We start from the raw sequence: 14,281 nt of genomic DNA on the forward strand, positions 1-14,281 counted from the left end.
AGCCCGTCAGCGGCGGGTCTCGATCGTCAGGTCGCCGCGGGTCAGCGTGCGGCCGAAGTCGCCGGCCAGCAGGTCGTGCGGGATGCCGAGGCCGATCGCGCTCGCCGCGTCGAGGCGGGCCAGCTGGCCGGCGTCGAAGTCGACCTCCAGGGCGCCGAGGTTGTCCTCCAGCTGCGCGGGCGTGCGGGCGCCGACGACCGGTGCCGTCACGGCCGGATTCCGCAGCGTCCAGGCCAGGCCGACCTGCGCGGGCGTGCGGCCGAGCTCCGCCGCGACCTCCTTCACGGCGTCCACGATCGCGAAGTTGCGCTCGGTGAGGGTGCCGCCCGCGACGGTCACGCTCCTGCGGGTGCCGTCAGCGGTGGGGGAGTCCGCCGCGGTCAGGTCGGCCCGGCTGTACTTGCCGGTGAGCACCCCGCCGCCCAGCGGCGAGAACGGCAGCACGCCGAGACCCAGCTCGCGGGCCATCGGGATCAGGTCGCGCTCCCCGGTGCGCTCGATCAGGCTGTACTCGATCTGCAGCGCGACCAGGGGCGACCAGCCGCGCAGGTCGGCGATCGCCTGCATGCGCGACACCTGCCAGGCGGGGACGTTGGAGACCGCCACGTACAGGATCTTGCCCTGGCGCACCAGGTCGTCCATTCCGCGCAGGATCTCCTCGACGGGCGTCGTGGAGTCCCACACGTGCAGGTGGAGCAGGTCCAGGTAGTCCGTCCGCAGGCGGCGCAGGCTGGACTCGACCGACGCGAACAGGTTCTTGCGGTGGCTGCCGCCGGAGTTGGGGTCGCCGGGCCTGCGCAGCGTCGTGTACTTCGTGGACAGCACCAGGCTCTCGCGGCGGTCGGCGGCGAACTCGCCGAGCAGCCGCTCGGAGCTGCCGTCGGTGTAGGTGCTCGCGGTGTCGATGAAGTTGCCGCCGCGCTCGACGTAGCGGTCGAACAGCTCGCGTGCCTCGGCCGGCCCGGCGCCCCAGCCCCACTCGGTGCCGAAGGTCGCCGCGCCGAGCGCCAGGGGCGAGACCCGCAGGCCGGAGCGGCCGAGCAGCCGGTAGGTGTCGAGGGTGAGTGGCATGGTGCGTCTCCTTGTGCGGGTGATCATCTCGTGCGGGTGGTCATCTCGTGCGGGTGGTCTTCCGTCGGGCACCACTCTGTGAGCGCCGCGGGCCGGGCGTAAGGGAGGGCCCTTCCTGGGAATGCGGGTCCTACCCCGGCCGTTGGAGCGGGAGTGACGACCCGCACCGTGGACTCGACCCGCGAGCTGGCCGCGTTCCTGCGCGCCCGGCGTGAGCGCCTCGACCCGGCCGACGCCGGACTGCCCGCGCGGCAGCGCTCCCGGCGGACCCCGGGGCTGCGCCGCGAGGAGGTCGCGGAGCTGGCCGGGATCAGCGTCGACTACGTCGTACGGCTGGAGCAGGCCCGCGGGCTGCGTCCCTCGGCGGACGTGGCGGAGGCGCTCTCGAAGGCGCTGCGCCTGGAGCCGGACGAGCGCGCCTACCTCTTCGACCTCGCCCGCCGACGCCCCCGCGAGGCCGACGAGCCCGCCACGGAAGCGGCGCCCCAGCTGGTCCGGCTGCTCGCCGACCTGTCGCCGCTGCCCGCCATGCTGCTGAACCACCGCTACGACATCCTGGCCTGGAACCCCGAGATGCCGCGGCTGCTCCTCGACTTCGACACCCTGCCGCCGGAGCGGCGCAACCTCATGTGGCTGTGTCTGCTGCACCCCGGGACGCGGGACTTCTACGCGGACCGTGAACGCGTCGTGCGCGAGGGGATCGCCCACCTGCGCGCGGCGTGGGCCGCGCACCCGGAGGACCGCGAACTGGCCGCCCGCATAGCCGAGTTCGGCGCGCGCGACGAGGAGTTCGCGCGCCTCTGGGAGGAACGGGACGTCAAGGTGAACGGCCGCGGGCTCAAGGTGATGCGGCACCCCGAGGCCGGGCGGATCGCGGTGCGCTTCGAGGTGCTGATGCCGCTCGACGACCGGGACCAGCGGCTGGTGATCCACCGGGCGGCGGACGAGGAGAGCCAGGCGGCGCTCGACGGGCTCCGGGCGGGCTGACGGCTACCAGAGGTCGTCGTCGCCCTCGTCCCTCCGCTCGCCGACCGGGCGCGCGGGCGGCGGAGCCGGGTCGCCCGGGGTTCCTCTGACCGCCACCGGCACCAGCGCCAGCAGGCCGGCGTCCTCGGGGTGGACCAGGGGCGGCAGCGGGATGTCCGGCGGCCAGGGGTAGCGGGGCAGGTCGTCGTCGGTGAACGTGAAGGCGCGGGGCCGGGGCGGGACGCGTGTCCTGCCGGCGGGAGGCGGCCGGTCCGGCGGCCCGGCCGGCGTGCGCGGGTGGCCGTCGTCGCCGGACGGGGGGTGCGGCTCGTCCCTGCGCCCGTCCCCGCGGACGTACCCGATCGCCCGGCACGCCCACCGGCGCTCACCGTCCTCCTCGCGGCAGTCGAGGTCGACGCGCAGTTCCAGCCGTCCCCGGTGCCGGTCGGCCGTCCCGATGCGCAGGGTCCGGTCGGCGCCGGGGGCGGTGTGCCGCCAGGTGACCACGCCGTCGGCGCCGGCCCCGGTCACGTGGACGGGCGCACCGTCCACGTGCACGGTGATGCGCGCCTCGGCGAGGTCGGCCCCCTCGGTCTGCCGCACGACGAGGACCAGCTCGCGGGAGCCGCCGCACCGGTGGACGTCGGTCTCCAGGACGACGAAGAGGGGACAGTCCGCCCGACCCCGCAGCTCCCGTTCGTGCGCCAACTGGTCCTGCACGAGTGCCACGTGCGCGAGCGCGGCGCGGGCCCGGCCGTCGGCCGCGCGTGCGGAGCGCCGCGCGATCAGGGTCTGCCACCACGCCGTGCAGGCGGCGGCGGCCGCGACGACGGAGGTGCCCGCCGTGATGCAGTCCCCAGCTTCCACCCGGCGCCCCCGCGCTCCGCCCGTGCCGTCGGCCGCTCACCTTACTGAGACGGGGCACGCGAAAGGGGTGGTCCGGTGAGGACCACCCCTTCGGTGGGTGCGTTCGCGCTGCGCGGCAGTCGCGTCGACCTGAGGCCGTGGCGGGAATCGAACCCGCGTTACTGGATTTGCAGTCCAGCCCCTAAACCACTCGGGCACACGGCCATGTCGTTGACCTGACTCCACGAACGTAGCCGTGCGTCCGCAGGGGCTCAAGGGATCAGGGGGCGGCGCAACGGGACTGCCATATGGCGTTCATGAACGGGTCTGGTGCCCCGGGAGTGACCGACGTGCGGCATTGATGACGTGGTGCGCGTCCGCTCCGTAGACGGCGGAGGTGCGGAGCGTGTTCCAGACTTTCGCGTAAAGGGACACGCTGTCGGCATCGTCGAGCCACAACTCCGCGTGCCAGTCCTCCGTGATGACGAGCCTGCTGTCGAGCAGCCAGAATCCGTTGGCGGGCGCCGTGCGCACGGGGGCCGAGAAGGGAATGATCCCCAGTTCGACCGTGTCCACCCCGATCATTCCGGCCAGCCGGTCGAGTTGAATGGCCAGGACCGACGGGGGACAGATCAGGGAACGCAGCGCCGCCTCCCAGATCAACACACGAAACCGGTGCCCTCGCGCGGTCAGCCAGTCCTGCCGGTGCGCCCGTGCGCGGACGGCGTCCTCCGTGTCGTCGGCCGACCCGTGGAGGGCGGCGTAATGGCGGAAGACGTGCCGGGCGTAGTCAGCGGTCTGCAGCATGCCGGGGACGACCGCCTCCTCCCAGGCGTGGATGACGGTGGTGCGGCCGACCTCCACGTTCCAGCGGTCCTGTACGGGCCGATGGCCGGTCGCCAGCTGTCGGCGCCACGAACGGATGTGTGACTCGAAGCCGGCGAGACGAGCGGAGAGTTCGTCGAAGGCGTCGGGTCGTCCCAGTGCCTCCGCCAGTGCCCGCAGGTCCTCGCGAGTGGCGGTCTGCCTGCCGCCCTCGAGCTTGTAGATCTTGGAGTGGGGCCAGCCGAGCAGGCCGGCGAGTTGCGGACCGGTGAGCTTTCCCTGCGGCCGATCGGTGCGGAGTTCTCTGAGCCGTAACCCGAGAGCCTCCCGTGCCTGCTGGTAGTCGGTGCTCACCGGCCGCGCCCGCCGCTCCTGATCAGTCCGTCGGCGTCATCAGTGCCGTGAACTCCGCATGAGGGGTGGCGTGATGCACCGCGGTGTCCCGTGCGATCGAGTACCGCACCACCTCGGCGGGGTCTGTGATGAGCTCCATGCCGGTCAGCGCGTCGGCCTGGTCGAAGTGGAGGACCACGACGAGCCGTGAGTCGAAGATCCAGAAATCTTCTTCGAGAAGGTCGGTCCGCAGGGCGTCCGCGCGCCACAGGCAGCCGACCTCCTCCCCTGACGCCACGTTGGCGACGCCATAGCCGAGAAGGAAGCGCTGGCCTTCGGTCGGAGGGGTGTCGACGACGCGGACCCTGCCGACGCGTTTCCCGGCATCCACCTGCCTCCTGATGTTCCGGAGCCAGGCGCTGTCGAGGTCGTAGCCCACCCGGCCGGTCTCGAGGAACGTCTCGTAGTCGAGATCTTCCCGGTCGGACGCGTAGCCGCGCCGGGTCTCCAAGTGCCAGGCCGTGTGTTCGAACGTTTCGAAGAGGCGGGCGAACTCGTCCGGACCGATCACCTCGGGCATGCGGTCCAACTCCTTCGGGGCCCAGTTGACGAGCAGGCGCCGAGGAACGGCAACGGCCATGTCCCCAGTGCCGAAGTGGCGAAGCTGTGCGATGTCCCTCGGGTCGGTCAGGGGACGACCCTGGACGATGATCTCGCGTGAGTCCAGGTCCTCGTGCAGAGCGGGACAGCCGCCGTTCTTGCTGTCGGTGCCCGTGAAGCGCAGGCGTCGAGTCACGATCGGGTCCTTCCGGGGACGGCGACCACTCCAGGATGACCGGGCTCGCGGGAACACACCACAGGGTTCCGCCCCCGGCGCGAGATCATCGGAGAACATCCGGCGATCGGCCGAGAACATTCGAGAACATGCCGAGACCGCGCGAACACCGTTTCTCTAGCGTCCGGTTCATGACCGAGGCAGCACACGCCGAGCGTGAAGACGTCTTGTCCCGTCCACGAGAGAGGTGGCGCCGATGACCTCATGGGCCGTGAGCCGGACTGCAACGCGGTACCGGGATCCGCGTGCACTGCTGACCGCGGTGCGCCCCTACGTGAAGGAATGCACCTACAACGTCTTCGACGCGCCCGGCGGCGGGGGCGATCTGTGGGACCGTGAAGTGGCGCTGCTCGTGCGCGACAACATGCTGGCCCCTTCCTGGGCAGAGGAGATCCTGGGCAACGCCGTGATGTATCTGATCACCGCGATGGAGCGGCCGGACCTGCACATCGGCGTCGGCAGGCTCGTGGACATGGGAGTGCATCAGATCATCCTCGACAGCCCGGTGTATTTCGCGTTCTGCGATCTCTACAACGGCAGGCGGGGCGGCGGTTACAAGCACCACGCCCCACTGGTCCGGCGCCGGGCCGACGGCCTCGTGCTCCGTACCGCCGAAGTGATCCGGGGCCAGGGCTTCGATCCAAGCGACGAACTGTGGACCGTGGACGGCGCCAACTGTTCCCCGTGCGACGACAAGGTCCCCGACAGCCACTGAACCGCGCCGATACGCCGCCCCGTGCCCCGCGCGGGGGCGGCCCCACGACCGACGACAAGGGAACTGGACCCGTGCCCGTACCGCACGACATCGCCGCCGAGACCGAGCTCTGGAACGCCTACGCGGAGTCCGCGTTCAAGGGCGATCCGGAACCGACGTTCAACTGGACGCAGTATGCGGGGCACGGCCCGGGCCCGGAACTGCTGGGGGAGCCGTCCAGCGCGCTGGAGATCGGATGCGGTACCGGGCGCGCGGCGGCGTATCTGGCGCGGTGCGGGGTGAAGGCCCGCGGCGTCGACCTCTCGCCAGTCATGGTCGGGATGACGCGGGAGCGATGGGCGGATACAGGGGCGGAGTTCGACTGCTGCGAGGTGCTCGACTTCCTGCGCGGGGGCGCCGACACCTACGACGCCGTCTTCTCGATCTTCGGTGCGGCCTGGTTCACCGACCCGGGCAGGCTGTTCCCGCTGGTGCGTAGGCGTCTCGCTCCCGGCGGGACGTTCGTCTTCAGCCAGCCGCCCGCCATCCCCGGTGCCTACGGACCGCAGGGCATGTACAAGGGCGGGTTCGCCGGTAAGGCCATGTTCACCTACCGCTACAGCTACAAGCCCGCCGTGTGGGAACGGTTGCTCGTCCGGGCCGGCTTCACCGATGTCGAGACGTGGATCGTCGCGGCGCCCGAGGCGGGCCACATCGGGACGCTGATCGCACGGGCGCGAGCGGCGTCTCCCTGAACAGTGCCCGCCGCCGCACCGACGAGTCGCCCCCTCCGTCACCGCCCGTCCAGCTCCGCCCACACCGTCTTGCCCGGCGGACTTGCCGTGTCCGTCCCCCACCGGTCGGCGTACGCCGCCACCAGCAGCAGGCCCCGCCCCGACTCCGCGTCCGGCGCGGGCGCCCGCGGGTGCGGCGTCCGTTCCGCCCGCGCGTCCGTCACCTCGATACGCAGCGTGTCCGTCCCGCCGATCGTCAGCGCCAGCCGGAAACTCCGCCCCGGCACGTGCCCGTGCAGCACGGCGTTGTTCGCCAGCTCCGCGACGATCTGCTCCGCCGACTCGAACGGGCGTCCCCAGCTGTGCAGTTGCTCCCGCGTCAGCAGCCGCGCCAGCCGCGCCCCCCTGCGGGTCGCCGACAACAGGACCGCGAACTGCCGTACCGGAGCCGGGTGCGGCGCCCGCGTGGATTCTTGATTCATGTCACTCAGCGTGGCCGCACGTGCGTACCGTGGACAGCGGACCCGGCGGCGCGTACCGCGTCTGTCCGGCCGTTGTCCCGGCTTGTCCCGGCTGTCCCGGACACCGCCCGGGTACGTGCGCGTCGGGCCTGGACGGTACGTCGGAGGTGGGCGTGGTGGAACGCAACGACGGTGTGGACGAACCCGGTTGGGACGTCGACCCCGAGGACGAGATCAGCGCGGTCGTCGAGATGGTCGGCCAGCACCTGAAACTCCGGCGCGAGGCCGCGGGCCTGCGGGTCGCCGAGTTCGGCGAGGCGATCGGCTACGGGGAGGACCTGATCCGCAAGATCGAGCGCGGGGCGCGCATCCCCCGCCCCGAGTACCTGGACAGGGTGGACGAGGTGCTGGGTGCGGGGGGCCTCGTCTCGGCCATGAAGAAGGAGATGCGGGAGGCGCGGTATCCGAAGAAGGTTCGGGATCTGGCGAGGTTGGAGGCGCAGGCGGTGGAGTTGGGCATGTACAGCAACCACAACATCCACGGGCTGCTCCAGACGGAGGAGTACGCCCGAGCTCTGCTCGGAACGCGTCGACCGGCCTACGCGGACGAGGCGTTGGAGCACCTCGTGGCGGCGAGGATGGCGCGGCGGTCGGTCTTCGAGCGCTCACCTGCGCCGGAGTTCAGCTTCGTCCAGGAAGAGGTGACGCTCCAACGGCCGATCGGAGGGACAATGGTCTTGCGACGGCAACTCGAACGCCTGCTGGAGGTAGGAGAGTTGCGCAACGTCGAGATTCAGGTGATGCCGACCGCCTATGGCGGTCACGCCGGGACGGGTGGACGTATCCAGGTGCTGAAGTTCGAGGACGGAACCGCGATGGGACGGACGGACGACGAGTTTGCAGGTCGCCCCGTGTCCGACCCCAAACAGATCCGTATTCTCGAACTGCGGTTCGGCATCATCCGGGGCCAGGCTCTCACGCCCCGGGAGTCGCGGGACGTCATCGAGCGAGCGCTGGGAGAAACATGATCGGCAAGGCCTCCACCGGAGACGTCTCGGGGCTGGAGTGGTTCAAGAGCAGCTACAGCGACAGCAGTAACAGCAACGAATGCGTCGAGGTCGCCCTGAAGTGGTTCAAGAGCAGCTACAGCGACAGCAGCAACGGCGAGGACTGCGTAGAGGTAGCTTCAACGCCCCGCACGGTTCATGTCCGTGACTCCAAGACCCCCCGCTCGCCCCACCTCACCCTCACCCCCGCCGCCTGGTCCGCGTTCCTCACGGGCTGGTCGGGGCGCTGAAGTCGTACGACCAAGGGACCAGCAAGATCCCGACCCCGGACAGGGGTCATACCGCCCGACGCCTCTTACTCTGGCGTGCATGACCGACACTGGCGTCGCCGCCGACCCCGCAGCCCCGCCCGGCAGCCCGCAGGGCACCGGCACAGGAACCGGCGTCCTGGGGAAGCCGTACCGCGCCCTGAGCATCGGCATCGTGTCCGTCGTGCTGCTGATCGCCTTCGAGGCGACCGCCGTCGGGACGGCGATGCCCGTGGCCGCGCGGGAGCTGCACGGGGTGTCGCTGTACGCCTTCGCGTTCTCCGGGTACTTCACGACCAGCCTCTTCGGCATGGTGCTGAGCGGGCAGTGGGCGGACCGGCGCGGGCCGCTGGGGCCGCTGGCCACCGGGATCTCGCTGTTCGCGGCGGGGCTGCTGCTGAGCGGGACCGCCGGGTCGATGTGGCTGTTCATCGCGGGGCGGGCCGTGCAGGGGCTCGGCGGCGGGCTGGTCATCGTCGCGCTGTACGTGATCGTCAGCCGGGCCTACCCGGAACACCTCAGGCCCTCGATCATGGCGGCGTTCGCGGCGAGCTGGGTCGTGCCGTCCGTGGTGGGCCCGCTCGTGGCGGGGACGGTTACCGAGCACCTCGGCTGGCGCTGGGTGTTCGTCGGCATCCCCGTCCTCGTGGCCGCGCCGCTCGCCCTCGCGCTGCCCGCGATACGCCGCACCGCGTCGGGCCCGGTCGACCCGGACGCGCCCGTCGCCGCCTTCGACCGGCGGCGGATCCGGCTGGCGCTCGGGATCTCGCTGGGCGCGGGGCTGCTCCAGTACGCGGGCCAGGACCTGCGGTGGCTCTCGCTGCTGCCCGCCGCGGCCGGCGCGGCGGTCCTGGTGCCCGCCGTGCTCGGGCTGCTGCCCAGGGGCACCTACCGGGCCGCCCGCGGGCTGCCCTCCGTGGTGCTGCTGCGCGGGGTCGCGGCGGGCTCGTTCATCGCGGCCGAGTCCTTCGTGCCGCTGATGCTCGTCAGCCAGCGCGGGCTGAGCCCCACCATGGCCGGGCTCTCGCTCGCCGTGGGCGGCGCGACCTGGGCGCTCGGGTCGTACGTCCAGTCGCGGCCCCGCATGGAGCCCCACCGGTCGCGGCTCGTCGCCCTCGGCATGGTGCTCGTGTCGGCGGCGATCCTGACCGCGCCCACCGTCCTCATCGAGGCCGTCCCGGTGTGGATCGTCGGGGTCGCGTGGGGCTTCGGCTGCTTCGGGATGGGCATGGTGATCGCCTCGACCAGCGTGCTCCTGCTGCGGCTCTCGCCGCCCGCCGACGCCGGGTCGAACTCGGCCGCGCTGCAGATCTCCGACGGCCTCTCGAACGTCCTGCTGCTGGCCGTGGGCGGCGCCGCGTTCGCCGCGCTCGGCGGCGGCACGGCGGGCGCCGCGCACGGGGCGGGGGAGGCCGCCGGGTCCCATCCGGGCGCCTTCGTGGCCGTCTTCCTGCCGATGGCGGCGGTCGCCCTGGTGGGGGCGTGGGTGGGGACGCGGCTGAAGGAACGTACCGTCTGAGGCGCGGATGTCCGGCGGGTGTGAGACCCGTCGCACCCGCCTCCGGCGCCGCCCGCCGCTCAGGTGTCCGTGGACGCATCACCGGTAAGGTGGCCCGGTTGTCATACGTGCCGCCGACCGACCGCCCGCCCGTCTCCCACCACTGCCCTGTTCGACGCGCTACGCGCGGCCCTACCCTTCAAACGGAGACCGTGACTACCACCAGCGCCGCCGCCAATTCCCACCACCTCTCTCCCGCCTTCCCCGGCCGTGCCCCCTGGGGCACCGCCAACAAGCTGCGTGCCTGGCAGCAGGGGGCGATGGACAGGTACATCCAGGAGCAGCCGCGGGACTTCCTCGCCGTCGCCACCCCCGGCGCCGGCAAGACGACGTTCGCGCTCACCCTCGCGTCCTGGCTGCTGCACCACCACGTCGTCCAGCAGGTCACCGTGGTCGCCCCCACCGAGCACCTGAAGAAGCAGTGGGCCGAGGCCGCGGCCCGGATAGGCATCAAGCTGGACCCCGAGTACAGCGCGGGACCGCTCAGCAAGGAGTACCACGGCGTCGCCGTGACGTACGCGGGCGTCGGCGTGCGCCCGATGCTGCACCGCAACCGCTCCGAGCAGCGCAAGACCCTGGTGATCCTCGACGAGATCCACCACGCCGGTGACTCGAAGTCCTGGGGCGAGGCGTGCCTGGAGGCGTTCGAGCCCGCGACGCGGCGGCTGGCGCTGACCGGAACGCCCTTCCGGTCCGACACGAACCCGATCCCCTTCGTGCAGTACGAGGAGGGCAGGGACGGCATCCGGCGCTCCTCCGCCGACTACACGTACGGCTACGGCAGCGCGCTCGGCGACGGCGTCGTGCGGCCCGTCATCTTCCTCTCGTACTCCGGCAACATGCGCTGGCGCACCAAGGCCGGTGACGAGATCGCCGCGCGGCTCGGCGAGCCGATGACCAAGGACGCCGTCTCGCAGGCCTGGCGCACCGCGCTCGACGCGCGCGGCGAGTGGATGCCCAACGTCCTCAAGGCCGCCGACAAGCGGCTCAGCGAGGTCAGGAAGGCCATCCCCGACGCGGGCGGCCTCGTCATCGCCTCCGACCAGGACTCCGCGCGCGCCTACGCCAAGCTGATCCGCGAGATCACCGGCAGCAAGGCGACCGTCGTCCTCTCCGACGACACCGGCGCGTCCAAGCGGATCGACGACTTCAGCGCCAGTACCGACCGGTGGATGGTCGCGGTCCGCATGGTGTCCGAGGGCGTCGACGTGCCGCGCCTCGCGGTCGGCGTGTACGCCACGACCATCTCGACGCCGCTGTTCTTCGCGCAGGCCGTCGGCCGGTTCGTGCGGTCCAGGCGGCGCGGCGAGACCGCGTCCGTCTTCCTGCCCACCGTCCCCGACCTGCTCGGCTTCGCCAACGAGATGGAGGTCGAGCGCGACCACGTGCTCGACAAGCCGAAGAAGGACGGCGAGGAGGACCCCTACGCCGAGTCCGAGGCCGAGATGGACGAGGCGAACAAGGAACAGGACGAGGACACCGGCGAGCAGGAACAGTTCTCCTTCGAGGCCCTGGAGTCCGAGGCCGTCTTCGACCGGGTGCTGTTCGACGGCGCCGAGTTCGGCATGCAGGCGCACCCGGGCAGCGAGGAGGAGCAGGACTACCTGGGCATCCCCGGGCTCCTGGAACCCGACCAGGTGCAGATGCTGCTGCAGAAGCGGCAGGCCCGGCAGATCGCGCACAGCAGGAAGAAGCCGGACGAGGAGGCGGACCTCCTGGAGCTGCCCGCCGAGCGGCGGCCCGTCGTCTCCCACAAGGAGCTCCTCGGGCTGCGCAAGCAGCTCAACACGATGGTCGGCGCGTACGTCCACCAGAGCGGGAAGCCGCACGGCGTGATCCACACCGAGCTGCGGCGCACCTGCGGCGGGCCGCCGAGCGCGGAGGCCACGGCCGGGCAGCTGCGCCAGCGCATCGAGAAGGTCCAGGAGTGGGCCACCCGCATGAAGTGACCCCGCCGGGGCCCGCCGGGCGGGCCCCGCAGGTGGGGAGCGGGGTGTTCCGAGTGCGGAGGTCGTGTGCGGAGGTGGTGCGCGGGGCTGCCCGTGCGCCCGCCGCGTAACGGGGCAATGGGGGGCGCTAGGGGCGTCCCGGTGCCCGGATTCTGGACGAAGTCTTCCGCTGAGCGGGACGGCCTCGCTACTGTCCCCGCTACGTACACGCCCCGTGGCAGCGCCGCCGCGGAGCGCAGCCGGTGTTGCCGACCGGCGGCCTCTGACGCGCGTCGCCCACGGGACCGGCGGCGCAACCGCCGCGTCAGGGGACCGCCGACCCTCACCTAAGGAGTGGGCGTCGTGACCGCGGAGACTTCCCAGACGCTCGACAGAGGACTGCGCGTCCTCAAGCTGCTGGCCGACACCGACCATGGCCTGACGGTCACCGAGCTCTCCACCAAGCTCGGCGTGAACCGCACCGTGGTCTACCGCCTGCTCGCCACCCTCGAACAGCACGCCCTCGTCCGGCGCGACCTGGGCGGCCGGGCGCGGGTCGGGCTCGGCGTGCTGCGCCTGGGCCGCCAGGTGCACCCGCTGGTACGGGAGGCCGCGCTGCCGGCGCTGCGCTCGCTGGCCGAGGACATAGGGGCGACGGCGCACCTCACGCTCGTCGACGGCTCGGAGGCCCTCGCGGTCGCGGTGGTCGAGCCCACCTGGACGGACTACCACGTCGCCTACCGCACCGGCTTCCGGCACCCCCTGGACCGCGGCGCCGCGGGCCGCGCGATCCTCGCCGCCCGCCAGGGCCTGGTCACCGACCCCGGCTACGCCCTCACCCACGGCGAGCTGGAGGCCGGGGCGAGCGGGGCGGCGGCACCGCTGGTCGGCGTGACCGGCCTGGAGGGCAGCGTCGGCGTCGTGATGCTCGCGGACGCGGTGCCGGAGCGGGTGGGACCGCGGGTGGTGGACGCGGCGCGCGAGGTCGCCGACGCGCTGCGCTGAGGCAGGGGATCTCAGCCCGTCCGGCGTCTGAGGACGAGCCAGGCGCAGCCGGCGATCACGGTGCCCGCAGGGTGGGGGCGCGTACACGTTAGATTGGGCCCGTGTTCTCTCGTCTCACGCGCCCCCAGGCCCTCGCCGTCTGCGCTCTGCCCGTGGTGGCTCTGCTCGCCGTCGCGGGGTTCGCGCCGTTGCCGTTCGCCGTGGCGCAGCCCGGCAGTACCTCGGACGTGCTCGGGGACCACGAGGGCAAGCCCGTGCTCACGGTCAGCGGTGTGCCGACCCGAAAGACCGACGGCGAGCTGCGGATGACGACCATCGTGGCCACCGGGCCGCAGACGGACGTGTATCTGGGTGACGTGATCGGCGGGTGGTTCCGTACGGACCGCGCGGTGATGCCGAAGGACTCGGTCTACCCCGTCGGCGACGACGTGAAGGAAGTCGAGAAGCACAATCTCGGCGACATGCGGAAGTCCCAGGACGACGCCACGAAGGCGGCGCTGGCCTATCTGAAGGCGAACGGCGTAGAGGACACCGACAAGGCGGACGTGCGGGCCGACCTCGGCAGGATCGGCGGCCCGAGCGCAGGCCTCTTCCTGTCGCTCGGCATCATCGACAAGCTGGACGGCGACGGCAGCGGCGGCGACCTGACCGGCGGCCGTACGATCGCGGGCACCGGCACCATCACGGCCGACGGCGAGGTCGGCCCGGTCGGCGGGGTCTCCATGAAGACGCAGGCCGCGCGGCGGGACGGCGCGACCGTCTTCCTCGTACCGAAGGACGAGTGCGCGGACGCCGAGGCGGAGCTGCCGAAGGGCCTGCGGCTGATCCCCGTCACCACGCTGAAGGGCACGGTCGATTCGTTGCGGGCCCTGGAGAAGGGCGCGCAGGTCCCGAGCTGCTGACCAGGCGCAGGCCCAGCTCCACCAGCGTCCAGCCGAGGCGGGCGCGCAGCAGTGCCCGGTGCGGGCGTTCGGGTGCCGCGCGCCGTAACTCCCCGGCGCGCGTCTCGTGCAGCATCAGGTGGATGTCGGGGTGCATGGTGGGCCCCTCTCGGACTCAGCTGTCGTCGGTCCGCGGCCGGACCGGGAAGATGTGGGAGTGGACGCGCACCTTGGCCGCGTCCGGGGTGCCGTCCTGCGGTGCCGCCGCGCGGTAGCTCTCGACCAGTTCGCGGACCCTGTGGCTCAGTTCGGCGGCGAGCGCGGGGGACAGGTCCAGGGTGTAGTCGCTGGTGTCCGCGGCCTCGACCCACTCGCGCGACCACTCGTGCCGCGTGGCGATCCAGGTGGACACCTCCTGCGCGCGCTGCGTCGCGTACTCGTGCAGGAGGGTGCTGAGCGCGCCGCGCACCTCCGGGTCCTGGGCCAGCAGAAGGTGCTCGTCGGTCATGGTGCGCTGGTGCACCGACCGCCACCAGCGCTCCCGCCCCTTGCCCCGCCCGGGGTCGTCCTCGACGAACCCGTACTCCGCGAGCTGGCGCAGGTGGTAGCTGGTCGCGCCGCTCGACTCGCCAAGCCGGGCGGCCAGTTGGGACGCGGTCGCCGGGCCGTCCAGGCGCAGCGAGGAGAGCAGCCGCATGCGCAGCGGGTGGGCGAGCCCGCGCAGGGAGCGGGCGTCGAGACGGCGGATCGTGGGCAGCGGCTCGTGCGTCATGCCGCTCAGCGTAGGGATGCAAAGACTCCGTTGCAACGGTTTCTTTGCAACGGAGTC

General features: G+C 72.0%; 15 protein-coding genes and 1 tRNA gene. 9 read left to right on the top strand and 7 right to left on the bottom strand.

The genetic code is table 11. The features are described 5' to 3' along the window. Positions 1-6 precede the first annotated feature (6 nt). The gene (locus ACFYXE_RS34065) at positions 7-1,071 is read right to left on the bottom strand and encodes an aldo/keto reductase (protein WP_389319294.1); all 1,065 of its coding nucleotides are present in this window, start codon (positions 1,069-1,071) and stop codon (positions 7-9) included. A gap of 153 nt (positions 1,072-1,224) precedes the next feature. On the opposite strand from ACFYXE_RS34065, the gene ACFYXE_RS34070 reads away from it, so the two are divergent. Continuing rightward, positions 1,225-2,058 carry a helix-turn-helix domain-containing protein gene (locus ACFYXE_RS34070; RefSeq protein WP_389319296.1) on the top strand — a complete coding sequence of 278 codons (834 nt, stop codon included), beginning with the start codon at positions 1,225-1,227 and terminating at the stop codon, positions 2,056-2,058. Positions 2,059-2,061: 3 nt separating this feature from the next. Here the strand turns inward: ACFYXE_RS34070 and ACFYXE_RS34075 are convergent, their stop codons facing one another. The 4 genes from ACFYXE_RS34075 to ACFYXE_RS34090 all read right to left on the bottom strand — a co-directional run bounded on the left by ACFYXE_RS34075 (position 2,062) and on the right by ACFYXE_RS34090 (position 4,837). Beyond that, positions 2,062-2,904 (bottom strand): hypothetical protein, encoded by an 843-nt coding sequence (locus tag ACFYXE_RS34075; protein WP_389319298.1) that lies wholly within the window; start codon positions 2,902-2,904, stop codon positions 2,062-2,064. A gap of 132 nt (positions 2,905-3,036) precedes the next feature. Continuing rightward, positions 3,037-3,108 (bottom strand) — tRNA-Cys (locus ACFYXE_RS34080). A gap of 90 nt (positions 3,109-3,198) precedes the next feature. Further along, complete coding sequence (locus ACFYXE_RS34085) at positions 3,199-4,062, bottom strand: helix-turn-helix domain-containing protein (protein WP_389319300.1); 864 nt, start codon at positions 4,060-4,062, stop codon at positions 3,199-3,201. Between the two features lie 22 nt (positions 4,063-4,084). Next, the gene (locus ACFYXE_RS34090; RefSeq protein ID WP_389319302.1) at positions 4,085-4,837 is read right to left on the bottom strand and encodes a DUF6879 family protein; all 753 of its coding nucleotides are present in this window, start codon (positions 4,835-4,837) and stop codon (positions 4,085-4,087) included. A gap of 235 nt (positions 4,838-5,072) precedes the next feature. Here ACFYXE_RS34090 and ACFYXE_RS34095 point away from each other — a divergent pair, with 235 nt between their 5' ends. Beyond that, the gene (locus ACFYXE_RS34095; RefSeq protein WP_389319304.1) at positions 5,073-5,591 is read left to right on the top strand and encodes a hypothetical protein; all 519 of its coding nucleotides are present in this window, start codon (positions 5,073-5,075) and stop codon (positions 5,589-5,591) included. A gap of 71 nt (positions 5,592-5,662) precedes the next feature. After that, a complete protein-coding gene (locus ACFYXE_RS34100; RefSeq protein ID WP_389319306.1) occupies positions 5,663-6,325 on the top strand; it encodes a class I SAM-dependent methyltransferase in 663 nt (220 codons plus the stop codon). A gap of 38 nt (positions 6,326-6,363) precedes the next feature. On the opposite strand, the gene ACFYXE_RS34105 is transcribed toward ACFYXE_RS34100, so the two are convergent. After that, positions 6,364-6,786, bottom strand: coding sequence for an ATP-binding protein (locus ACFYXE_RS34105; RefSeq protein WP_389319308.1), 423 nt, complete (start codon positions 6,784-6,786; stop codon positions 6,364-6,366). A gap of 155 nt (positions 6,787-6,941) precedes the next feature. Here ACFYXE_RS34105 and ACFYXE_RS34110 point away from each other — a divergent pair, with 155 nt between their 5' ends. The 6 genes from ACFYXE_RS34110 to ACFYXE_RS34135 all read left to right on the top strand — a co-directional run bounded on the left by ACFYXE_RS34110 (position 6,942) and on the right by ACFYXE_RS34135 (position 13,473). After that, positions 6,942-7,793, top strand: coding sequence for a helix-turn-helix transcriptional regulator (locus ACFYXE_RS34110; RefSeq protein WP_389319310.1), 852 nt, complete (start codon positions 6,942-6,944; stop codon positions 7,791-7,793). Next, positions 7,790-8,062 carry a DUF397 domain-containing protein gene (locus tag ACFYXE_RS34115; RefSeq protein ID WP_389319312.1) on the top strand — a complete coding sequence of 91 codons (273 nt, stop codon included), beginning with the start codon at positions 7,790-7,792 and terminating at the stop codon, positions 8,060-8,062. The genes ACFYXE_RS34110 and ACFYXE_RS34115 overlap by 4 nt, the downstream gene beginning before the upstream one ends. A 79-nt stretch (positions 8,063-8,141) precedes the next feature. Beyond that, positions 8,142-9,599: an MFS transporter gene (locus ACFYXE_RS34120; protein ID WP_389319314.1), complete on the top strand. Its 1,458-nt coding sequence runs from the start codon at positions 8,142-8,144 to the stop codon at positions 9,597-9,599. A gap of 191 nt (positions 9,600-9,790) precedes the next feature. Next, positions 9,791-11,587, top strand: coding sequence for a DEAD/DEAH box helicase (locus ACFYXE_RS34125; protein ID WP_389319316.1), 1,797 nt, complete (start codon positions 9,791-9,793; stop codon positions 11,585-11,587). Positions 11,588-11,929: 342 nt separating this feature from the next. Continuing rightward, positions 11,930-12,571 (top strand): helix-turn-helix domain-containing protein, encoded by a 642-nt coding sequence (locus tag ACFYXE_RS34130; RefSeq protein WP_361177988.1) that lies wholly within the window; start codon positions 11,930-11,932, stop codon positions 12,569-12,571. Positions 12,572-12,672: 101 nt separating this feature from the next. Then, positions 12,673-13,473, top strand: coding sequence for a S16 family serine protease (locus ACFYXE_RS34135; protein ID WP_389319319.1), 801 nt, complete (start codon positions 12,673-12,675; stop codon positions 13,471-13,473). Positions 13,474-13,627: 154 nt separating this feature from the next. Here ACFYXE_RS34135 and ACFYXE_RS34140 read toward each other — a convergent pair whose 3' ends face one another. Then, on the bottom strand, positions 13,628-14,224 hold the full coding sequence (locus ACFYXE_RS34140) for an ArsR/SmtB family transcription factor (protein WP_389319321.1): 597 nt from the start codon (positions 14,222-14,224) through the stop codon (positions 13,628-13,630). Between the last annotated feature and the right edge of the window lie 57 nt (positions 14,225-14,281).

The organism is Streptomyces sp. NPDC002564 (assembly GCF_042889645.1).
GTDB lineage: Bacteria > Actinomycetota > Actinomycetes > Streptomycetales > Streptomycetaceae > Streptomyces.